The following is a 21562-nucleotide window of genomic DNA, read 5'->3' on the forward strand; positions in this document are numbered from 1 at the left end:
GTTGACGCGGCATCTTTGCGCTTGGCCGGCCGGCGCTGGGCGCCGGCGGCCTTGGGCTTAGAATTCCTGTTGATGAGGTTGGCCCTGCTTGCGGGTGATCGGGGCAAAGCCAGGCTTGTTGGCCAGCACGTTGTGGGCGCGTTCCAGGTCGATGTCCTTTTCCCAGCGGGCAATGGCCACGGTGGCGACGCAGTTGCCGATCAGGTTGGTCAGCGCCCGGCCGATGCCCATGAACCAGTCCACGGCCAGTACCAGCACCAGGCCTACTACCGGGATCGCCGGTACCGCGGTGAGGGTGGCGGCGAGAATCACCAGGGCCGAGCCTGGGATGCCGTGGGCACCCTTGGAAGTCACCAGCGACACCAGAAGAATGGTCAGCAGGTCGGTCATCGCCAGTGGCGTGCCGGTGGCGTTGGCGATGAACACGATGGCCAGGGTCAGGTAGATGGAGAAGCCATCGAGGTTGAACGAGTAGCCGGTGGGGATCACCAGGCCGACGGTGGAACTGCCGATGCCCAGGTGCTCGAGCTTGCGCATCACCTGGGGCAGCACGGCGTCGGAGGAGGCGGTGCCGAGGACGATGGACAGCTCCTCGCGCAGGTACTTGATGAGCGGCAGCAGCCTCAGGCCCGACAGGCGCATCACCGTGCCGAGGATGATCAGCACGAAGCCGGCGCAGGTCAGGTAGAACAGCGCCACCAGGCCACCCAGGTGCTGCAGCGAGCTCAGGCCGTACTTGCTGGTGGTGAAGGCGATGGCGCCGAACACGCCGATCGGCGCCAGGCGCACGATCATGCCCATGATGCGGAAGATCACGTGGCTGAGCTCGTTGATCAGCCGCGAAATGCCCGAGGCCGACTCACCCACCAGGTTCAGCGCGCTGCCGAACAGCACCGAGAACAGCAGTACCTGGAGGATGTTGTTGTCGGCGAAGGCGCCCACCACCGAGGTGGGGATCAGGTCCATGAGGAAGGTGGTGGTGCCGTGGATGTGCGCACCGCGCTCGGCCAGGGCGCCGGCGTCGGCACTGGACAGCTGGTCGAGGTGGATGTTGGCGCCGCTGCCGATGCCGGTGGAGAAGGCGAACACCAGGCCGATCACCAGGGCCAGGGTGGTCAGCACTTCGAAGTAGATCACCGATTTCAGGCCGATGCGCCCGACCTTCTTCAGGTCGCCGGCGCCGGAAATGCCGCTGACCACCACGCAGAACACGATCAGGCCGATGAGCATCTTGATCAGCTTGATGAAGCCGTCGCCCAGGGGTTTGAGTTGCAGGGACAGGTCGGGGAAGCTCAGGCCGCAGACAATGCCGAGGGCTAGGCCGAGCACAACCTGGAGGAAGATCGAACGCGAACACCATTTGAGCATGGGAGGAGTCTCTGGTCGGTGTCCTTGCCCCCCAAGCCACACGGAGCGAAAGAGCGCAGGACTTAATTATTGTGGTCTTACCGGTTTGTTCACTGCCGAGCCATAAAACGCCGATTTTTTTTACTTTGCAAGTGATTTCGGCCTTACCGGTCTGACCAGTTGTGGTGCAGTGACGGTGCTTCTGCTCTAGCGTGGTGCGCGGGGGGATTTCACGGCTTGGCCAGCACCTGATCGACGGCGGCGATCAGCTTGCCGAGGTCCTTGGGAGGGGCGTTGTGGATCACGCCGAAAAGGTAGGCGCGTTGTTCGTCTTCATCGTCAGGGTCGCTGAAGAACACTTTCGGCTTGATCCCCAGTGCCTCGGCGAAGCTCACCAGCGATTCGATGCTGGGGGTGTAGGTGCCGGTTTCGAAACGGCTGATGGTCTTGGGGTCGAAGCCGGTTCGCTCGCCCAGTTGCGCCTGAGTGAAGCCCGCCAGTTTGCGGTAGCGGCGCAGGGCTGGACCTAGACCTGTTCTCGTCATCGCTCAATTCCCATTTAGAATCAAGCACTTAACGATATATGTCGATATGGCGCAACGCCATGATTCGTCACCTTTATTTGCAAAATGTGATGGAATTCGTAGAATTCGCCGCTTTGATTGATCAGTCATTCAAGTAGTCGTCCAGGGCGATCCGGCCATTTGCCGGCCCGTGTGCAAGCGTTGTCGGACATTGGAACTGATCCAGGATGAACGGTTCCGGCGCCCCTGGCCTCCTGTCAGGCCATGCGTCGGGCCGTGTATGAATGGAGTCTCATCGTGCGTCTGAACCTGCCGGTCAATCCGGTCGAGCAAAGCTTTCCCGAGCACCAGCGGCTGATTTCGGCGACCGACACGGCCAGCCTGATCACCTACTGCAACGCCGAGTTCGCCGCCATCAGCGGCTACAGCCAGGACGAGCTGATCGGCAGCCCGCACAACCTGGTGCGCCACCCGGACATGCCCGAGGCGGTGTTCGAGCTGATGTGGCAGTACCTCAAGGCCGGCCGCAGCTGGATGGGCATCGTCAAGAACCGCTGCCGCAACGGCAACTTCTATTGGGTCAACGCCTACGTCACGCCGATGCTCGACAACGGCCAGGTGGTCGGCTACGAGTCGGTGCGCGTGCGCCCGACCCGCGAGCAGGTGGCCCGCGCCGAAGCCCTGTACGCCCGGCTGCGTGACGGCAAGGCGGCGCTGTCGCCGACCCGGCGCCTGGCCCTGCTGGGGCGGGCCATGGCGCTGCCGCTGCTGGCGGGGGCCGTGGCCATTGGCGCCAACCAGATCTTGCCTGAACTGCCCGCCCAGGGCCTGACCCTGGCGCTGTTCGCCGGTGTCGGCCTGTGGGCGCAAAGCCGTATGGGGCGCCACTTGCGGCGCATCGTTCAGGTTGCCGACAACACCTTCAGCGACCCGGTCGCGGCCTTGACCTACAGCGACCTGCCCGGTGCCGCCGGGCAGCTGGAGCTGATCCTGATCAGCGAGGAGGCGCGCCTGAAGACCGCGCTCACCCGCCTGAGCGACCTCGCCGCGCAGATGGCCGGCGCCGCCCAGGATGCCGGGCGGCTGTCGCGCAGCACCGAGTCGGCACTGCTCGAACAGCGTGCCGAAACCGACCTGACCGCCACCGCCATGACCGAGATGGCCGCCTCCATCGGCGAGGTCGCCGGCCACGTGCAACTGACTGCCGAGCAGGCGCACACCGCGCACCTGCTGGCCGGGCAGGGCAGCCAGGTGGCCGACGCCAGCGGCGCGGCGATCCAGAGCCTGGCCGGCACGGTCGGGCAGATCAACCAGGCGGTCAACGAGCTGGCCGATCAGACCGGTGCCATTGCCGAGGCAGCCGGAATGATCCGCGCCATCGCCGAGCAGACCAACCTGCTGGCGCTCAACGCCGCCATCGAAGCGGCCCGCGCCGGCGAGCAGGGACGCGGCTTCGCGGTGGTCGCCGACGAGGTGCGCGCCCTGGCCGACAAGACCCGCCAGTCGACCCTGCATATCCAGTCGATCATCGACAGCCTGCGCGGCGGTGCCGAGCAGGCGGTGAGCATCGCCAGCCAGGGCCTGGAAGGCGCGCAGCAGGGCGTGACCCAGGTCGCCCTGACCCGGGAGGCCCTGCAGGGCATCCAGCACGCGGTGCAGCGCATCAGCGACATGAGCCAGCAGATGGCCGCAGCCTCGCAGGAGCAGTCCAGCGTGGCCGAGGATGTCTCGCGGCAGATCAACGGCGTGGCCGGCACGGTGCAGCAGAGCGCCCGCCGCGCCAATGCCGCCGCCGTGCGCGGCGCGGAACTGGAGCAAGTGTGCGCCGGGCTGCGCGCCCTGGTGGAGCGCTTCAACCGCTAGGTTGCGAGGCTTATGGACGACAACTACCGCGCGGCCGTCGATGCGGCCGCGATCTTTTCCGAGACCGACCTGCGCGGTTGCATCACCTACGTCAACCAGCAGTTCTGCAGCATCTCCGGCTACAGCCGCGAGGAACTGCTGGGGGCCAACCACCGCATCCTCAATTCCGGGTTGCACGAACCGACCTTCTTCCTCGAGATGTGGCGCGCCCTGGCTGCTGGCCGGGTGTGGAAGGGCGAGATCTGCAACCGCGCCAAGGACGGCTCGTTGTACTGGGTGGACAGCACCATGGTGCCGCTGATCGACCCGCACACCGGCCAGGTGCGCAAGTACGTGTCGATCCGCTTCGACGTGACCGAGAAGCGCCAGTTGCTGCACACCCTGCAGTGGCGGGTGGGGCATGACGTTTTGACCGGCCTGCCGAATCGCGCCTACCTGTCCGACCTGCTCAACCAGGCCTTGGCGTTCTCCCGCCGGGAGAGTATTCCGTTGGCGGTGTGCATGCTCGACCTGGATGGCTTCAAGGCGGTCAACGACGGCTACGGCCATGCCACCGGCGACCTGCTGCTGGTGGAGGTCGCCCGGCGTCTGCAGCACATCCTGCGCGGTGGCGATGCGGTGGCGCGCCTGTCGGGCGACGAGTTCGTGCTGATCCTGCGCCATATCGAAGGCCCGCAGCAGTTGCATGCCGCGTTGCAGCGCATTCTCCAGGCGCTGGCCGCGCCCTATGTGGTGCGCGAGCAGTCGTTGAGCCTGAGCGCGAGCATCGGCGTGACGCTGTTCCCGCAGGATGACGAGGACGCCGACACCCTGGTGCGCCATGCCGACCAGGCCATGTACGTGGCCAAGCAGCGCGGGCGCAACCGCTACCACCTGTTCGACGTGTCCCAGGAGCTTGAGCTCAAGGCCACCCACCAGACCGTGGCGCGGGTGCGCCAGGCCCTGCGCCAGGGCGAACTGTGCCTGCACTACCAGCCCAAGGTGAACATGCGCAGCGGTCAGGTGATCGGTTTCGAAGCCTTGTTGCGCTGGATGCATCCGTCCAAGGGGCCGGTGCCGCCGGGGGAGTTTTTGCCCTTCGTGGAGCAGACCGACCTGATCGTCGAGCTGGGCGAGTGGGTCATCGACCAGGCTCTGACCCAGTTGCAGCAGTGGCAGCTGTCCGGGCGAGACTGGTCACTGAGCGTCAACATCGCCGCCCGCCAGCTGCAGCGCGGCGACTTCGCCCAGCGCCTTGAGCGCCTGCTGGCGCGTCATCCCGGGGTGTCGCCCGGGCATCTGGATCTGGAGATCGTCGAATCGGTGGCGATCGACAATCTGCCGCGGGTCGGCCGTTGCCTGGATGCCTGCCGAGCCCTGGGCGTGCGTTTTTCGCTGGACGACTTCGGTACCGGCTATTCCTCGTTGAGCTACCTCAAGCGCCTGCCGGCGCAGACCATCAAGATCGACAAGTCCTTTGTGCGCGACATCCTTCATGACCATGACGACCTGACTCTCACTGGCGCGGTGATCGGCCTGGCGCGGGCGTTCGGACGCGAAGTGATCGCCGAGGGCGTGGAGACTGTCGAGCACGGACGGCTGCTGATGGAGCTGGGCTGCGAACTGGCCCAGGGTTACGGCATCGCCCGGCCGATGCCGGTGGAGGCGGTGGCGCAATGGGTAGCGGACTACCGGCAACCGCAGGCGTGGCGCTGAGGGCCTGCTGTCGGTACAGCTTGTGGCAGCGGCGCACCGCCGCTCCCACGCTGGTGATGCTTGCGTCTTTGGTCCCGGCGCGATGTCAGCGGTCCCTGAACACCGGCCGATGGTTGCGCTGGAACTGATCGTTGGCATAGATCCGCAGTCGCTCCAGCCATTCCTCGGTTCGGGTCCTGGAAATGCCCATCGCCTTGGCCGCTTCCTGAAGCAGCGCATACTCGGTGCGCAAGGTCGTCGGAATCACCCCAGGATCGTCGGTATTGATCGTGACCCGGATGGGCCCGCGTCGCAGTCCGAAGCGATTGTGTACCGCGCCGCGCTCCAGCGTGCTCTCGTCCGGAGGGTTCCAGCGGAAGATCGGGTGATCGGCGTGCTTGCCGATCCGCGCGATGTACACATTCGAACTGGGATTGGTCTCGAAGATGATCCCGCGCTGGTCGCAGGTTTCGATCAGGTGGTCCTGCAACGCCTCCATGAACTCCAGCTCTTCCGGGGTTTCGTAGTCCAGCAGCAGGCCTTGCTCGCCTGGCATCGGCGGGGTCTCGACCAGGGCGTGGCGCTGGATGCGCACATGCACCATGCGGGGCTTGTACTCGGCATGGCTGAGCAGGGTGGAACGACGCCAGTACAGCAGCGCCGCCCCCGGGTCGTCATGCTGGCCATTGAGCTTGAGGAAGTTGACCGTGCCGAGGATCTCCCGGTCGGGCAGGGCGGCGCGCATCTTGTCGTCGAGGGGTTCGTCGAGCCGGTACTGCTCGAGCATGTGGAAGCAGTTGCGGCGCAAGCGCCAGGCTTCATGCAGGGTGTGCGGGTTGATGTAGCGCCGCGACTCTTCGGGCTGGGATTGCGCCTGGCCTTTGCCGAGCTTCTGCCGAGGGTAGAACGCATTGAGGTAATGAGGGCTGGTCCAGGCGACATGGGGCACGAACTGGGCGATACGGCGTTCCAGCCGCGGCAGGATCTGATTCGCCAGCGGGACGCAGGTTGCCAGTTGCGTGGCGTGGTGCCAGAGCCACACCAGGTTGTCCAGGTGCTCGTCCACCGGCAGCAGCATGTCGCCCTGGTTCTGGCACCACTGCAGCGGCGACACGCCGACCGCCAGCGCATGGCCGATGCGGTCACCGTGGCGCATCTCGCAAAAGTGCACGGTCTCGTCGATATGGCGCATGCCCGACAGAGGGTGGGCATAGTCCTCGCCGGTGTGAATGCTCAGGTGCAGCCCGCCCTGGAAGCCATCGCCGTGGCCGGCCGGCTGCAGGCCGGCACGCAGCCAGCGCAGCATAGGAGCGTAGAGCTCGTTGCGGGTCGTGTTCTCGTCGCCGGCGACGTCCAGCCCGCGCACCCAGGCGCTCGGCTCGAAACGGAAGTGCTCGCTGACCTTGCCATGCAGAAACTCAGGGGACGACCAACCGGAATGTTCTCTGAGCTTTCGGTGCAGTTTCTCGCCGTCGGCCCAGATCTTGCCGCGTTTGTGCAGGTGCTCCACCCGGCGCAGGAAGTGGATGCACAGGTGCCAGCGTTCCATGCGTGAGCGGAAGTGTTTGGCTTGGTGCAGGGTGACCGGCTTGAGCGGTGTGATTGGCTGTTGGCCATGGTGCTGTTCAAGGGCGCTGACCCAACTGGCCATGTGCTCGCTGGTGAAGATGCTTTCGGTGATCTTCAGTTCGGCGCAATCCTCGGGGTTCTGGAACAGTTGGCGGGCGCATGCGCGGCCGTACGTCAGCAGCTGTTTCTGGGGGTTGTGCCTGGAGGCTTTGCTGAACCCGCCATAAATCGTCGTAAAGCGCGTCAACCCCTGGCCGTCCATCAACAGCTTGCGCCGTTCGGCCATCAGCGCCAGAACCAGGTAGAAGATGCCCATGCGAAGCACGGGAGGCGCTTCGGCATCCTGGTACTGAGTCCACAGCCAGATCAGTAGCCACAGCCAGGCTTTGCTCAAGTCACCCGCAGTGATGGCCTGGGCCAGCTGCAGTTTCATCCAGCTGGGGTGGCGGCGGTCATCGGTGTGCGGCTGCAGGGTGCTGAAGCCCGGCCAGCTGAGGATCAGCGGCCCGTCTGTCAGGTGCGCCTTGCCCAGGGTGCGCTGGTACAGCTTGAGAATCTTGCCTGGGTTTGCATCCAGGCGCCCCGGCCATTCGCCGAGTAGCCCGTGGCAGAGGCGATGCAGCGGTGCGAAGGCTTCCATGCCTGGCTGGTGGGTGATCTGGTTCATCAGAATGATGCCGTCGAAATGCGCACCACCCAGGTGTACGTGCCCTTCGGAAAAGGGTTTGTTGGCAATCGACGGTGGGCTGAACAGCGGTTGCTGGGCCTGCACGATGCGCTGGGCGTCGGCTGCCGACAGGTGCGGGTTCTGCCTGAAGCGTTGCGCCAGGTGCCAGGCGACGATTAGCGTCGGATCGACCATGGCGCACAGGTGGGCGTAGTCCGTCAGGTACTCGGGGCGGTAGTGGACATGGTCGCCGTTGCACAGGAAGAACGTCCGGAACAGGGTGTCCAGAGCGTCCAGCCGTGGTATGCGGAACAGTTCGTTCGGGCACAGTTGTTCTGCGGCGAGTTTCAGGTCATTGAGACGGAAACGGCCGTAATGATGTCTGTCCAAGTCCTCCCGCAGGCAGCGTTGGTAGCTCTCGACGAAGCGCCCAGCATCGCAGAGGCGCTGGGGCAGGTCTCGCGAGAGCAAGTCGGCCTTGAGGTGTTCGGCCAGTTCGCTGCTGGAGAGAAAGTTACCAGTGGTGAGTTCGAGGAGAGAAATTAGAAACATTTCAGCTTTCCGAAGTTCCGGCCTTTTTGGCGAGGGCGTCAAAGTACTGGTTGCTTCGGATAGTGTAAATGCTGAAGCCTAACTGAATGCACTTGTTCTCAATTTCCTCAATGTCAGTGGAGGATGGGTGTGCATTTTTTAGCGTATCCTCTATTTTTCCGGAGATGTTAAAATGTTTTTTGATGGTGGTGGCGATCAGGCGAGGGTTCGGGCTGCCGTCGATGTCCTGATCTTCGTTGTTTTCTGGATTGATCTGGTGGCCTTTGATGAGGAGCTCAATTAAATCAAATAATGGGTGGTGCGCCAGCGCGAATGTGTATGAGCGAGTCTCTTGGCCAAAAGAGCGTTTGTCGGCGGCTCGCAGTAGGGGTTGTATGTTTTGTTTGTAAGCAAGATTCTGCTCGAAATTATCGTTTGCGCCTACATTGAAGCTTGTGAGTACAAGAGGCATTCCGAAAATTTCCCCCTTTTCTACCCTGGCAAAAGCATTCCATAAGGTTCTGAATGCACTCCTAGCTGTAAGTAAAATGCTTGCGATGTTTGGGTTGCCGTGATTCTGGTTAGCCCTCAGGGGAGGGTTGAAGGTAAGGGTTTTTGCGAAGTAGTTATTCATTACATTGAACGTTAGCCAGCTCGATAGGAATTGTTGGTCGATATGGTAATCGCGCCGCCAAGCGTTGATTTTTTCACTGAAGCCAGATAGTCCGTAGCTAGATTCTTGGTCAAATTCGTCAAAGGTGCCTTCTACGTAGTTTTCGTGGTTGCCAAGTGTGCCAGGAAGTGAGTGAAAAGGTACGCGATTGAGAAGGTTTAGAATATCTTTTGGAGATATGTCTCTCACAAGGCTGGAAATTACCAGTTCAAAAATTCTGCCGCTGAAGATGGTTTCGGTTTGTCGGCTCTCGCTGAAGTAACTGCGGTATTGCATTAGGTGAATGATAAACTGTGAAGCCTTGTCTGGCTGTTCGAAACTGCCGGAGGCGCGACCAATTTCCGGCAGTGCGTAGGGGACTGGCTCCTCGCTGATAAGTTTTAGCCATTCCTCGGGGGCGCGCCCTTTCCAATCATCGGGCAATGGTGACGTAGATTTGCCTGGGAAGGTGGCGATGCTCTCCTTACTTAGTTTCAAAGGCTCGAATAAACGAGTAGCAAATAATTCGGAGAGATGACGGTTTGGGTTTTTACCAATTTCGATGAAATGCAGGTCTGCCTCTAACGCCAGGCAGGTCGCGGCATGCGCATGCTTATGGTGCATGTAGTTAAGCAGGATTTTCTTCGATTCGATAATCCGTTCATTCCAGTTGTCGGGTTTGTTATTTGTTTTACTGTCAGCTTCAGTGAAGAATTTATTGTAAGCATGATCCCTGGCTGTTTCCCGCTGGGATCTTCCTCTCAGACTCTGCGCGTGCTGGTACTCTCGTGGGAAATCTTCCAAGGCGGAGAGAACGCCAGTGGGCATGAAAATTAATCGGTGCAGGCACCAGTCGCTATTAAGTGACACCCCTGCCGAATCCAAGGCCTTGCTTAAAGCAGGGATTTCTTTTCTGAATGCAAAGACCAGCTGTGCGAGCTCTCGTACTGTCTCAACTTCGTAATTTAGTCTTCGCCCAGGCAAGTTATTCAGCCTGTCATTGAGGAGCGCGTCCAGCCAGCGTGAAAATACAGGGAGTGGGAAATAGACGTCTTCGTGTTTGGCTAGGAAGATTCTCGGATTTTCCAAGTAGCTTGAGGCGGTTGGCATCTCCATTCGCAGGTGCAGGGGCATGATCTTTCTTTGGTAGTCTGTTGCGAGGTCGTTCGCGGTCTTTCGAGTCTCCCGGTCACCCGATTTACTATCTTTAGTAAGTTTTGAGTAAAAATTCCTCCAGGTTACCTCGTGGTAGAGTCCGAGATCACCGCTGATGATCGGCTGTACATAGGGAGAGGTTAGGTAGCGGCGAACGACTTCAAGATTGTCAAATGCGCGGTTGAGCGAAGTGTCGACGTCGTCAATAGGAAGAACCAAAAGCTTCTTGTCGATGAGGTCAAGGGCTTTCTTGAAAAGGTCGTGAACTTGCTGGTTGAGGTCATGGCTGCCCATAAAGGCGCGCAGCTTGTCGAGTCCGTATTTGTTGCGCTGCGATTGCAGTGCCTCCAACGTACTGCCGAGTAATTGCAGTTGGTGATGGAACTCTTCTGACTTCGGTGTCGCCTTGCTTAGAGCTGCTGCTACTGCCTTGTCTCGAATGATCGCGGCAACGATGACATTTAGGAATAAGTCGTCACTGTCTTCCAGTAGGGTGGGGTCTACAGGTTTAAGGACATGGATCTCGTTTGCCAGCCTGTCGTTTTTATGATCGTCCAGATATAGGCTAAGGTTGACCAACACTGAACTTTTACCGGTGCCTCGCTTGCCGTCGATCAGAATTGCGCTGTGAGAACGATGTTGGTCGAGATCATCGTTTTTAGGTAAGTTATCGAGGCTTTCTTCCAGTAGCTTTGCCAGCGAATCATAGATATCCCGCGCCAGCAACGTACTGTGCTCCCGCTGCGCCGCCTGTTCCTTCTGCTCGATGGGAAAACGAATACGCGAATCGTTGGATTGCTTGCTGGCCACGGCTGTACATCCCTGGAAATGTGGAAACGCCCCGCGGTTTCACCCGCGAGGCGTGGTCATTGGATCCAGTAATGTTACTAAGCCACTATCTTGCGCCACAAGCGCTACCTTGGCTCAAGCCTGCGGCGCGGTACTCTTCACCGCCGCCAGCTCCGGATGCGCCACCAGCTTGTCGATATGCAGCTCGTCGTTGTTCATCCAGGTCTCGGTCAGCACCCGGTAGTGCTCCATGTCGCGGCAGCGCATGCGCAGGCTGTAGTCGAAATGCCCGCTGATCAGCTGGCACTCGTAGACCTGCGGGCAGGCGCGCACGGTGGCCTCGAAGGCCCGCTGCGCCGAGCGCCCGCTCTGGTTGGACAACGCCACCAGCACCAGCAACGACAACCCGGGGGAGACCTGCTGCAGGTCGATGATGGCCCCGTAACCGCGGATCACCCCGCGCCGCTCCAGCTTGCGCACCCGTTCCAGGCAGGGCCTGGGGGTCAGGTGCACGAGGGTGGAGAGCTTCTCGTAGGTGATCCTTCCTTGGTGTCGCAGCACGTCGATGATCGCTTCGTCGATGCGATCCAGCGGTGCGGCGGCGGGGGTGATGGCCTTGGTATCCATATGCGGCGTGACTTCACTTCAGACGATTGGAGAGGAACTGCCGCAGGCGCTCGCTCTGTGGCTGGTCGAGGATCTCGGCGCTGCCGCTTTCCTCGACCAGGCCCTGGTGCAGGAACAGCACCTGGCTCGACACCTGGCGGGCGAACCCCATTTCATGGGTGACCATGAGCATGGTACGTCCTTCCTCGGCGAGCGTCTGTATCACCTTGAGCACTTCGCCGACCAGCTCGGGGTCCAGTGCCGAGGTGGGCTCGTCGAACAGGATGATTTCCGGCTCCATCGCCAGCGCCCGGGCGATGGCCACGCGCTGTTGCTGGCCGCCGGAGAGAAACGCCGGGTACTGGTCGGCGGCGCGGGCCGGCAGGCCGACCTTGTCCAGGTACTTGCGTGCCCGCGCCTCGGCTTCGCCGGCGCTGATGCCCAGCACCTTGCGCGGTGCCAGGCAGATGTTCTCCAGCACCGTCAGGTGGCTCCACAGGTTGAAGTGCTGGAACACCATGGCCAGGCGCGTGCGCAGGTTTTGCAGCTGGGCCGCTGGCGGGGTGCCCTTGCTCAGGTCGAGGGTCTGGCCGTCGAGGGTGATGCTGCCGGCGTTGGGCTTTTCGAGGAAGTTGATGCAGCGCAGGAAGGTGCTCTTGCCCGAGCCGCTGGCGCCGATCAGGCTGATCACGTCGCCCTTGCGCGCCTGCAGCGAGACGCCCTTGAGCACCTGGTGCTCGCCGTAGTGCTTGTGCAGGCCGTCGACGCTGAGCTTGAGGGTGCCGGCATGGGCTCGCGCCAAGGGGGCCTGTTCGAAGGTGGTGAGTGGCAGTGCGGTAGCGGTCATGGGTTCAGCCTCGTACAGGGTCAAGGAAGCGCATCCAGCGCCGTTCGGCCACGCGGAACAGGCCGACCAGGGCGAAGGACAGCAGCATGTACAGCAGGGCGGCCACGCCGAAGGCCTGGAAGGTCAGGAAGGTCGCGGCGTTGGCGTCGCGGGCCACCTTGAGGATGTCGGCGACGGTGGCGGTGAAGGCCAGCGAGGTGGCGTGCAGCATCAGGATCAGCTCGTTGCTGTAGGCCGGCAGCGAGCGGCGCAGGGCCGCCGGCAGGACCAGGAACAGGTTGAGCCTCCAGCCGCGCAGGCCGTAGGCCTGGGCCGCTTCCAATTCGCCGGCGGGCAAGTTGCGGATGGCCCCGGCGAAGATCTCCACGGTGTAGGCGCAGGTGTTGAGCACAAAGGCCAGCAGGGTGCAGTTGAGCGCGTTGCGGAAAAACTGGTCGAGCAGGGCATGCTCGCGCACCACCTGCAGGCCGTAGAGCCCGGTGTAGCAGATCAGCAGCTGGATATAGAGCGGCGTGCCGCGGAACACGAAGGTGTACAGCTGCACCGGCAGGCGCAGCCAGGCGTGGCGCGAGGTGCGTGCCAGGGCCAGGGGTAGCGACAGGGCGAAGCCCAGCACCATGCTGGCCAGGAACAGCCAGAGGGTCATGGCCAGGCCCGACAGGCCGCTGCCGTCGTGGTACAGGTAGGCCAGGCCGTATTCCTGAAGGAGTTCGATCATCGCGCCAGCTCCTTGATGCCGATGTTGTAGCGCCGCTCGAGGTGCTTGAGCAGGCGGTTGGACAGGGTGGTGATGGCCAGGTACACCAGGCCCGCCAGGCACAGGAAGAACAACACGTCGTTGGTGCTCTTGCCGGCGTTCTGCGCGGCCTTGACCAGGTCGGCCAGGCCGATGATCGACACCAGCGCGGTGGACTTGAGCAGCACCAGCCAGTTGTTGCCCAGCCCCGGCAGGGCAAAGCGCATCAGTTGCGGGAACAGCACCAGCCGAAACCGCTGTGCCCGGCTCAGGCCGTAGGCAGTGGCGGCCTCCAGCTGGCCGGCGGGCACGCTGAGGATGGCGCCGCGAAAGTTCTCGGTGAAGTACGCGCCATAGATGAAGCCCAGGGTGATGACCCCGGCGCCGAACGGGTCGATCTCGACATAGTCCCAGCCCAGCGCCTCGGTCAGGTCGTTGAGCCAGATCTGCATGCTGTAGAAGATCAGCAGGATCAGCACCAGGTCCGGGACGCTGCGGATCAGCGTGGTGTACAGGGTGGCTGGCAGGCGCAGCAGCCGGGATCGCGACAGCTTGGCGCTGGCGCCGATCAGGCCGAGCGCGAGGCTCAGCGCCAGCGACAGCAGGGCCAGCTTGACGGTCATCCAGGTGCCCTGGGCCAGCAGCGGGCCGAAGCCTTGCAGGCCGCTTGTGAGGAAGTCGTGCATGACGGGGATCTCGCGGTGGTTTCTTCGCGGGTGAACCCGCTCCCACAGGATGTGTGCAGGCCGAACGCTGGTGGTTACCTGTGGGAGCGGGCTTGCCCGCGAAGAGGCCGGTGGGAACTCACTCGTTATAGATATCCAGGTCGCCGACGTACTTCTTCTGGATCTCGGCGTAGGTGCCGTCGGCATGGATCATGGCGATGCCCTTGTCGAGCAGGGCCTTGAGCTCGGGGTCGGTCTTGCGCAGGCCCATGGCGATGTCCAGCGGCAGGGTCGGGTCCTTGATCGCCGGGCCGCTCCTGAAATCGGCGCCTTCGGGCTTGGAGAGGAAGTTCAGCTGGGCTTCGAGCTTGTCGGTGACGGTGGCGTCGAGACGGCCATTGAGCAGGTCGGCGTAGTTCTGGTCCTGGCCCTGGTAGGCCTTGACCTGCGCGCCCAGCGGCGCCAGCACAGCGCGGGCGTAGGCCTCCTGCAGCGAGCCCTGGAGCACTCCGACCTGCTTGCCCTTGAGCGATTCGGCGCTGTCGCCGAAGTCGGCCGACTTGCGCACGATCACCGAGGTGGGGCTGAGGAACAGGCGGTTGCTGAAGTCGATCTGCTTCAGGCGGGCCGGGGTGACGGCCATCGACGACATGATGGCGTCGAACTTGCGGGCGCGCAGGGCGGGGATCATGCCGTCGAATTCGTTGTGCACCCAGGTGCATTTGACCTGCAGCTTGGCGCAGATGGCATTGCCCAGGTCGATGTCGAAGCCTTGCAGGCTGCCATCGGCGGCGACGGATTCAAACGGCGGGTATTCGGGGAAGACGCCGAAGCGGATTTCGGTCCACTCCTTGGCCTGGGTGAGGGTGGTGGCGCACAACGAGAACAGCAGCACGCCGAGGCGTTTTCGCATGGAGGGCATGGTCTTGGGTCCCTGGGTGTTGTTATTGGTAGTAGGGCGATTAGCGCGTGTAGGTCCGTCGGTGACTCATGGGTCGGGCTCAGAATGCGCGAGATAGACAGGTTTTTTGTGTCGTTTGCCTGCGCGTGGGCTGCCGGATTCGGCTGTAAAGATTCTTTTTGCAGCCGAATCGGCTGTTCCGACAAAGATTTACGGAAGTGCGACAGCGGTTTCTGTCAGGTCGAGCGACCGTCATGCTTGTCGGTCGCGGTGTACGCGGTCCCCTGTAGGAGCGGCCTTGTGCCGCGAAAGGGCTGCGCAGCGGCCCCAGATATCAGCTTCGACGCACAGATTGCCGGGGCCGCTTTGCGGCCCTTTCGCGGCACAAGGCCGCTCCTACAGGGGGGGGCTGTCAGGCGGCGCTGGCCTTGCGTTGCGCCGCTTTCGGCTGCAGCAGGGCAAACAGGTCCTTCGGATTCTCCAGCTGCGGCACCAGCGCGATGTCGCGCCCGATGTCCAGCGCCCTGGCCACATCCAGCACATAGCGCAGCGCCGAGTAGTCCTCCAGGGCGAAGCCGACCGAGTCGAACAGCGTCACCTGCGTGGCGTTCTCGCGCCCTGCGGCGATCCCCTCGACCACCTGCCAGAACTCGGTGGTCGGCGAGTCCGCCGGCATCTGCTGGATCTCGCCCTCGATCCGGCTCTGCGGTTCGTACTCGACGATCACCCGCGCCCGCTCGACGATGTCGCGGTGCAGCTCGGTCTTGCCCGGGCAGTCGCCGCCCACGGCATTGAGGTGCATGCCCGGCTCGATCATCTGTGGGGTGAGGATGGTGGCGTAGGCCTTGTCGGCGGTGACCGTGGTGACGATGTCGGCGCCGCGCACCGCCTCGGTCACGCTGCCGACGATGGTCAGTCTCAGCTCTGGGAAACCGGCCAGGTTGGCCGCCAGTTTCTCCGAGGCCTTGCGGTCGATATCGAACAGACGGATCTCCTCGATGCCGAGCAAGGTATGGAACGCGATGGCCTGGAATTCGCTCTGCGAGCCGTTGCCGATCAGCGCCATGCGTTTGCTGTCCGGGCGCGCCAGGTAGCGGGCGGCCAGGGCCGAGGTGGCGGCGGTGCGGATGGCGGTGGTCAGGGTCATCTCGCTGAGCAGCACCGGCGCGCCGGTGTCGACATCGCCCAGGGCGCCGAAGGCCATCACTGTGAGCAGCCCATTGTGGGTGTTCTTCGGGTGGCCGTTGACGTACTTGAAGGCGTACAGGTTGGCGTCGGACACCGGCATCAGTTCGATCACCCCGTCCGCCGAGTGGTTGGCCAGGCGCGGGCATTTCTCGAAGTCGTGCCAGCGCAGGTAGTCCTGGCGGATGTACTCGGCCATCTCGGCCAGGCAGGTGGGCAATCCCTTGCGGTTGACCAGGTGGGCGAGGTCGTGCACGTCGATGTAGCGGGTCATGATGATTCTCCTTGTCGAGTCAGTGGCGCGAGGGCAGGTGGACTTCGGCGAGCATGCAGCGCGCGCTGCCGCCACCGATGCGTTCGATATGGTCGATGTTCACCACCAATGGGTGGCTGTGCCGCTCGACCTGGCGGCGCTGGTCGGTGTCGAGCGCCTTCCAGGCGCTGCGCGACATGACCAGCAGGGAGCGGCCGTCGCGGTCGTGGACTTCGAGCATGTTGCCGGCGAAGTTCTCCAGCTGGTCGAAGTTCAGCGCCAGCACCTGCTTGCCGGTGTCGCGCAGCGAATGCTCCAGGGTGCGGCGTTCATCGGGGTGGGGCAGAGCGTCGAGGCAGGCCACGGCGAGCTGGCGGCCGACGTTCATCATCACGTTGCTGTGGTAGATAGGCGCCTGGCGGCGGTCCATGGCGTGGAACAGGCACAGGCGGTAGTCCAGGCGCTCGGCGAACTGGCGCAGGGCGCGTTCGTGGGTGCGCCCGGAGTGGCAGGCGTAGCTGATGCGGTGCTCGCGGTCCAGGACCATGCTGCCGGTGCCTTCGAGGAACAGATTCTGCTGTTCCAGCGGGCTCAGGTCGATGGTGCGCTGGATGGCGAAGCGCTCCTGCAGCACGCCCAGTACGCCCTTGCTGCGCTCCAGGCGGCGGTTCTCGCCCTCCATCGGGTACAGCACCAGGCTGCCGTCGGCGTGGCTGCTCCACCAGTTGTTGGGGAAGATCGAGTCGGGCGTATGGGGTTCGGGGGTGTCCTGCACCACCAGCACATCGACGCCGTGCTGGCGCAGGGTGTCGACGTAGCCGTCGAACTCCTCCAGGGCCTTTTCGCTGGCGGCCTGCGGGTCCGGCGGCGCCTGCTGGAAGCGGTTGTTGGCGGCGGTGTCGGGGTTGAAGGCGAACCGCGCCGGGCGAATCATGAGGACGGTATTTGTTGTTTGCATTGGGCACGCATCCACGGGTGGGCTGTGTGACCATTGTCAGAGGGATCGCGAGGCAATCCCGGCTGAAGCGTGGAGGGTGGGCAGCCGGTCCAGCTGAAATGGCTAGCTTGGCAGCGGAATCGGCTGATATAGCACTCGTGGGAGCGGGCTTGCCCCGCGATGGCGTCGGCAGCCCCATCGCCATCGCGGGGCAAGTCGGGTCGCCGCATCGCCGCTCCCACGAGGATGAAGTGCATAAACGAAAACGGCGCCTCGAGAGGCGCCGTTGCGTCATTGCCGGAACAACCTACTTGTGCAGCTCTTCAGCCGCGTACAGGGTGTTTTCCAGCAGGCACGCACGGGTCATCGGGCCCACGCCGCCCGGCACTGGGGTGATCCAGCCGGCGCGGGGCAGGGCAGTCTCGTAGACCACGTCGCCGACCAGCTTGCCGTCGTCCTGGCGGTTGATGCCGACGTCGATGACGATGGCGCCTTCCTTGACCCACTCACCCTTGACCAGGCCCGGCTTGCCGGCGGCGACCACCACCAGGTCGGCGCGGCCGACGTGGCCGGCCAGGTCCTTGGTGAAGCGGTGGCAGACGGTGACGGTGCAGCCGGCCAGCAGCAGCTCCATGGCCATCGGCCGGCCGACGATGTTGGACGCGCCGACGATCACCGCGTTCATGCCGTACAGGTCCTGGCCGGTGCTGTGCAGCAGGGTCATGATGCCCTTCGGCGTGCACGGGCGCAGCAGCGGGATGCGCTGGGCCAGGCGGCCGATGTTGTAGGGGTGGAAACCGTCCACGTCCTTGTCCGGGCGGATGCGCTCGAGCAGCAGGGAGGCGTCCAGGTGCTCGGGCAGCGGCAACTGCAGCAGGATACCGTCGACGGCCGGGTCATCGTTGAGGCGATCGATCAGGTCGGTCAGGGCTTGCTGCGTGGTCTCGCTGGGCAGGTCGAACGCCTGGGAGATGAAGCCGACCTCTTCGCAGTCCTTGCGCTTGTGCGAGACATAGACTTGGGAGGCCGGGTCGGTACCGACCAGGATCACCGCCAGGCCTGGCGTGCGCAGGCCCTGCTGGCGACGCTCGGCGACACGTTGGGCGATCTGCTGGCGCAGGTTGGCGGCGATCGCCTTGCCATCGATTAGGTGTGCAGTCATAGACGCGTGATTAACCATCGAGAAGGGAACATATATAAGAAGCGCGCATTCTCGCACGACACGGCCCAAGGGCAAAGGCGGGTGGTCGGGCAAATCCCCTAACCCCTTCAATAATTTAAATTTTTTTGCGAAAGGTGTTGACGACCTGCGGGGTCGCCTATAAGATTCGCCGCACTTGTCGGGCACTGCCTGGCACGGGTTGGCAAAGTCGGGCAGAATAAGCGGTTCGTTTGTTCGGTTGGACTGTAAGCTTAAGCGCCCGTAGCTCAGCTGGATAGAGCATCCGCCTTCTAAGCGGATGGTCGCAGGTTCGAGTCCTGCCGGGTGCGCCATTAAGGCCTGGGCAAGTAAGCAGTACCGCAATATGGTGGGCGTAGCTCAGTTGGTAGAGCGCCGGATTGTGATTCCGGTTGTCGTGGGTTCGATTCCCATCGTCCACCCCAGATTCTGCAGGGGCGCCTCGATTGAATGATCCGGCGCCTTTGTTTTTGAGTTTCATGCGGACGTGGTGAAATTGGTAGACACACTGGATTTAGGTTCCAGCGGCGCAAGCTGTAAGAGTTCGAGTCTCTTCGTCCGCACCATGTTTCTGTAAGGCTGTACCGCAATACTGCATTATGGTGGGCGTAGCTCAGTTGGTAGAGCGCCGGATTGTGATTCCGGTTGTCGTGGGTTCGATTCCCATCGTCCACCCCATATTTGAAGAAGGCGCCCGGATCGGATGATCGGGCGCCTTTTTCGTTTCTGCCGTACGGCCCTCGTGGCTACTGGTGGCGGAGCGATAAAAGCTGATAGATTTCAGCCGGTTGAAGGGCTGGCCGAGATGCCGGCAGAGGAATAGCGCAGATGATCGCAAAAGAAGCGCGCCAGGCCCTGGCGCTGCAACGTTTCGCCGAGGCCAATCCGCAGCTGCTCGAAGAGGTCCGCGAGTTGGATGCTCGCGAGCAGGCCCAGCAGATCGAGTGGGCGTTCGAGGATGCGGCGCAGGAGCAGGGCGTCGAGCCCTGGGAGTATGCCTTGCAACTGATCGCCGAGTCGCCGGAGCAACTGCAGGCCATGCGCCTGGAGACGCATCGCGAGGTGGCCGAGGCGCTGGGCATGGCCTGGGAAGAATACTGCCAGTTCAACGACCTCGATCCGCAGTAAGGCGGACGATCGTTCTGGCTGTTGTTTGTTTGACAAGGTTTTACAACCGCGCACGCAACAAGGGCGTGCGCGGCCGTGAATGAAACAGGCTCGACGCCAAGGCGGGCGGGCCTTTCAAGGAAATCGACCGGCGCGGCTCGCCGACAATCCAGGTGGGGTGACTTCTGCTTGATGAGTCACTAGAATGTTTGCCCTTGATTCTGGAGTCGGGCTATCGCCGGCTAACGTCTGTGCAACGAGGAATATCCATGCAAGTTTCTGTTGAAAACACTTCCGCTCTCGAGCGCCGCATGACCATCGCCGTTCCGGCCGAGCGCGTCGAGAACGAAGTCAACAAGCGTCTGCAGCAGACTGCCAAGCGCGCCAAGGTTGCCGGCTTCCGTCCGGGCAAGGTGCCAATGAGCGTGATCCGCCAGCGTTTCGAAGCCGATGCCCGCCAAGAGGCTTTCGGTGACCTGGTCCAGGCTTCCTTCTACGAAGCCATCGTCGAGCAGAAGCTGAACCCGGCTGGCGCGCCTGCCGTCGAGCCGAAGTCGTTCGAGAAGGGCAAGGACCTCGAGTTCGTCGCCATCTTCGAAGTCTTCCCTGAATTCACCGTTGCCGGTTTCGAGTCGATCGCCGTCGAGCGCCTGAGCGCCGAAGTGGCTGACGCCGACCTGGACAACATGCTGGAAGTCCTGCGCAAGCAGAACACCCGTTTCGAGGCCGTCGAGCGCGCCGCTGCAAACGACGACCAGGTCAACATCGACTTCGTCGGCAAGATCGACGGTGAAGCCTTCGCCGGCGGTTCGGCCAAAGGCACCCAGCTGGTGCTGGGTTCCGGCCGCATGATCCCGGGCTTCGAAGACGGCCTGGTAGGCGCCAAGGCTGGTGAAGAGCGCGTGGTCAACGTGACCTTCCCAGAGGACTACCAGAACCTCGACCTGGCTGGCAAAGCCGCTGAGTTCACCATCACTGTCAACAGCGTATCGGCCCCTGTGCTGCCAGAGCTGAACGAAGCCTTCTTCGCCCAGTTCGGCATCAAGGAATCGACCCTGGAAGGCTTCCGCGCCGAAGTTCGCAAGAACATGGAGCGTGAGCTGCGCCAGGCCATCAAGGCCAAGGTCAAGAACCAGGTCATGGACGGTCTGCTGGCCGCCAACCCGGTCGACGTGCCGAAAGCCCTGCTGGAAAACGAAGTCAACCGTCTGCGCGTGCAGGCTGTCCAGCAGTTCGGTGGCAACATCAAGCCTGACCAACTGCCGGCCGAGCTGTTCGAAGAGCAAGCCAAGCGCCGCGTCGTGCTGGGCCTGATCGTCGCCGAAGTGGTCAAGCAGTTCGACCTGAAGCCGGACGAAGCCAAGGTTCGTGAAGTCATCGAAGAGATGGCCTCGGCCTACCAGGAGCCTGAGCAGGTCATCGCCTGGTACTACAAGAACGACCAGCAACTGAACGAAGTCCGTTCGGTTGTGCTGGAAGAGCAAGTTGTAGATACTGTCCTGCAGAAAGCGACTGTGACCGACAAATCGGTCTCGTACGAAGAAGCCGTCAAACCAGCACAGGCTGCTGCCGACGCTGAGTAACAGGCTACTCTCGTAGGAAACCCCCACAAGCCAGCCTTCGCGCTGGCTTGTGCGTATTCAAGCCATGACTATTTGGGAGCGAGTGCAGGACATGTCCCGCAATTCTTATATTCAGCAAAGCTCTGACATCCAGGCCGCAGGCGGTCTGGTCCCGATGGTTATCGAGCAGTCCGCCCGTGGCGAACGTGCCTACGACATCTATTCGCGCCTCCTGAAGGAGCGCGTGATCTTCCTGGTCGGCCCCGTAGAAGACTACATGGCCAACCTGGTGGTGGCGCAGTTGCTGTTCCTTGAGGCGGAAAACCCGGACAAGGATATCCATCTTTATATCAACTCCCCGGGCGGCTCGGTAACTGCCGGCATGTCGATCTACGACACCATGCAGTTCATCAAGCCGGACGTCTCGACCATCTGTATCGGCCAGGCCTGCAGCATGGGCGCCTTCCTGCTCGCGGCCGGTGCCGCCGGCAAGCGCCACTGCCTGCCAAACTCGCGGGTGATGATTCACCAGCCGTTGGGCGGCTTCCAGGGCCAGGCGACCGACATCGAAATCCACGCCCAGGAAATCCTCAACATCAAGGCGCGCCTGAACGAGCTGCTGGCCCACCACACCGGCCAGGACCTCGAGACCATCAAACGCGACACCGAGCGCGACAACTTCATGAGCGCCGCGCGCGCGGCCGAGTACGGCCTGATCGACTCGGTCTACGACAAGCGGCAACTGGCATCCTGAAGCAATGCGCCAGAGCGTTCGGGCGCTGATTGCGCCCGAGCGCGGACTTGAAAAAGCC

Annotated in this window: 17 protein-coding genes and 4 tRNA genes; 9 read left to right on the forward strand and 12 right to left on the reverse strand. The window is 62.6% G+C overall.

Annotated features, from left to right (window positions below; all coding sequences use genetic code 11):
* Nucleotides 1-57: 57 nt before the first annotated feature.
* Nucleotides 58-1368 carry a C4-dicarboxylate transporter DctA gene (locus NMG10_RS00955; protein ID WP_110738147.1) on the reverse strand — a complete coding sequence of 437 codons (1311 nt, stop codon included), beginning with the start codon at nt 1366-1368 and terminating at the stop codon, nt 58-60.
* 209 nt (nt 1369-1577) lie between these two features.
* On the reverse strand, nt 1578-1892 hold the full coding sequence (locus NMG10_RS00960) for a helix-turn-helix domain-containing protein (RefSeq protein WP_203647389.1): 315 nt from the start codon (nt 1890-1892) through the stop codon (nt 1578-1580).
* Nucleotides 1893-2168: 276 nt separating this feature from the next.
* On the opposite strand from NMG10_RS00960, the gene NMG10_RS00965 reads away from it, so the two are divergent.
* Together NMG10_RS00965 and NMG10_RS00970 are read left to right on the forward strand one after the other, a co-directional pair.
* On the forward strand, nt 2169-3734 hold the full coding sequence (locus NMG10_RS00965) for a PAS domain-containing methyl-accepting chemotaxis protein (RefSeq protein WP_254463497.1): 1566 nt from the start codon (nt 2169-2171) through the stop codon (nt 3732-3734).
* Between the two features lie 12 nt (nt 3735-3746).
* Complete coding sequence (locus tag NMG10_RS00970; RefSeq protein WP_232855862.1) at nt 3747-5429, forward strand: bifunctional diguanylate cyclase/phosphodiesterase; 1683 nt, start codon at nt 3747-3749, stop codon at nt 5427-5429.
* A gap of 85 nt (nt 5430-5514) precedes the next feature.
* Here the strand turns inward: NMG10_RS00970 and rdrB are convergent, their stop codons facing one another.
* The 10 genes from rdrB to folD all read right to left on the reverse strand — a co-directional run bounded on the left by rdrB (nt 5515) and on the right by folD (nt 18063).
* Nucleotides 5515-8196, reverse strand: coding sequence for an antiviral RADAR system adenosine deaminase RdrB (gene rdrB, locus NMG10_RS00975; RefSeq protein WP_232855863.1), 2682 nt, complete (start codon nt 8194-8196; stop codon nt 5515-5517).
* Between the two features lies 1 nt (nt 8197).
* Nucleotides 8198-10792, reverse strand: a complete 2595-nt coding sequence (gene rdrA / locus NMG10_RS00980) for an antiviral RADAR system adenosine triphosphatase RdrA (protein WP_232855864.1) — start codon at nt 10790-10792, stop codon at nt 8198-8200.
* Nucleotides 10793-10906: 114 nt separating this feature from the next.
* A complete protein-coding gene (locus tag NMG10_RS00985) occupies nt 10907-11398 on the reverse strand; it encodes an Lrp/AsnC family transcriptional regulator (RefSeq protein ID WP_050705041.1) in 492 nt (163 codons plus the stop codon).
* 13 nt (nt 11399-11411) lie between these two features.
* Complete coding sequence (locus NMG10_RS00990; protein WP_232855865.1) at nt 11412-12224, reverse strand: ABC transporter ATP-binding protein; 813 nt, start codon at nt 12222-12224, stop codon at nt 11412-11414.
* Between the two features lie 4 nt (nt 12225-12228).
* On the reverse strand, nt 12229-12942 hold the full coding sequence (locus tag NMG10_RS00995) for an ABC transporter permease (protein WP_050705042.1): 714 nt from the start codon (nt 12940-12942) through the stop codon (nt 12229-12231).
* Nucleotides 12939-13646, reverse strand: coding sequence for an ABC transporter permease (locus tag NMG10_RS01000; protein WP_096049810.1), 708 nt, complete (start codon nt 13644-13646; stop codon nt 12939-12941). Before NMG10_RS01000 ends, NMG10_RS00995 begins: the two co-directional genes overlap by 4 nt.
* A gap of 118 nt (nt 13647-13764) precedes the next feature.
* Nucleotides 13765-14538, reverse strand: coding sequence for an ABC transporter substrate-binding protein (locus tag NMG10_RS01005; RefSeq protein WP_172402378.1), 774 nt, complete (start codon nt 14536-14538; stop codon nt 13765-13767).
* 400 nt (nt 14539-14938) lie between these two features.
* Nucleotides 14939-15985 carry an ornithine cyclodeaminase gene (locus NMG10_RS01010; protein ID WP_232855867.1) on the reverse strand — a complete coding sequence of 349 codons (1047 nt, stop codon included), beginning with the start codon at nt 15983-15985 and terminating at the stop codon, nt 14939-14941.
* A gap of 19 nt (nt 15986-16004) precedes the next feature.
* Nucleotides 16005-16922 (reverse strand): citrulline utilization hydrolase CtlX, encoded by a 918-nt coding sequence (gene ctlX / locus NMG10_RS01015; protein ID WP_254463500.1) that lies wholly within the window; start codon nt 16920-16922, stop codon nt 16005-16007.
* Between the two features lie 286 nt (nt 16923-17208).
* A complete protein-coding gene (folD, locus tag NMG10_RS01020) occupies nt 17209-18063 on the reverse strand; it encodes a bifunctional methylenetetrahydrofolate dehydrogenase/methenyltetrahydrofolate cyclohydrolase FolD (RefSeq protein WP_050705047.1) in 855 nt (284 codons plus the stop codon).
* A 255-nt stretch (nt 18064-18318) separates the two neighbouring features.
* Here folD and NMG10_RS01025 point away from each other — a divergent pair.
* The 7 genes from NMG10_RS01025 (at nt 18319) to clpP (ending at nt 21504) form a co-directional block, all read left to right on the forward strand.
* Nucleotides 18319-18395, forward strand: a tRNA-Arg gene (locus NMG10_RS01025).
* Nucleotides 18396-18430: 35 nt separating this feature from the next.
* A tRNA-His gene (locus NMG10_RS01030) sits at nt 18431-18506 on the forward strand.
* 56 nt (nt 18507-18562) lie between these two features.
* Nucleotides 18563-18647: transfer RNA gene (locus NMG10_RS01035), tRNA-Leu, on the forward strand.
* A gap of 36 nt (nt 18648-18683) precedes the next feature.
* Nucleotides 18684-18759, forward strand: a tRNA-His gene (locus NMG10_RS01040).
* Between the two features lie 150 nt (nt 18760-18909).
* Nucleotides 18910-19209 (forward strand): DUF6388 family protein, encoded by a 300-nt coding sequence (locus tag NMG10_RS01045; RefSeq protein WP_186716084.1) that lies wholly within the window; start codon nt 18910-18912, stop codon nt 19207-19209.
* Nucleotides 19210-19457: 248 nt separating this feature from the next.
* Complete coding sequence (gene tig / locus NMG10_RS01050) at nt 19458-20771, forward strand: trigger factor (protein ID WP_203647383.1); 1314 nt, start codon at nt 19458-19460, stop codon at nt 20769-20771.
* A gap of 91 nt (nt 20772-20862) precedes the next feature.
* Nucleotides 20863-21504 carry an ATP-dependent Clp endopeptidase proteolytic subunit ClpP gene (clpP, locus tag NMG10_RS01055; RefSeq protein ID WP_043213484.1) on the forward strand — a complete coding sequence of 214 codons (642 nt, stop codon included), beginning with the start codon at nt 20863-20865 and terminating at the stop codon, nt 21502-21504.
* The last annotated feature ends 58 nt before the right edge of the window (nt 21505-21562 follow it).

The sequence above is a fragment of the Pseudomonas sp. DVZ6 genome (assembly GCF_024259445.1).
In the GTDB taxonomy this organism is placed as follows: domain Bacteria; phylum Pseudomonadota; class Gammaproteobacteria; order Pseudomonadales; family Pseudomonadaceae; genus Aquipseudomonas; species Aquipseudomonas peradeniyensis.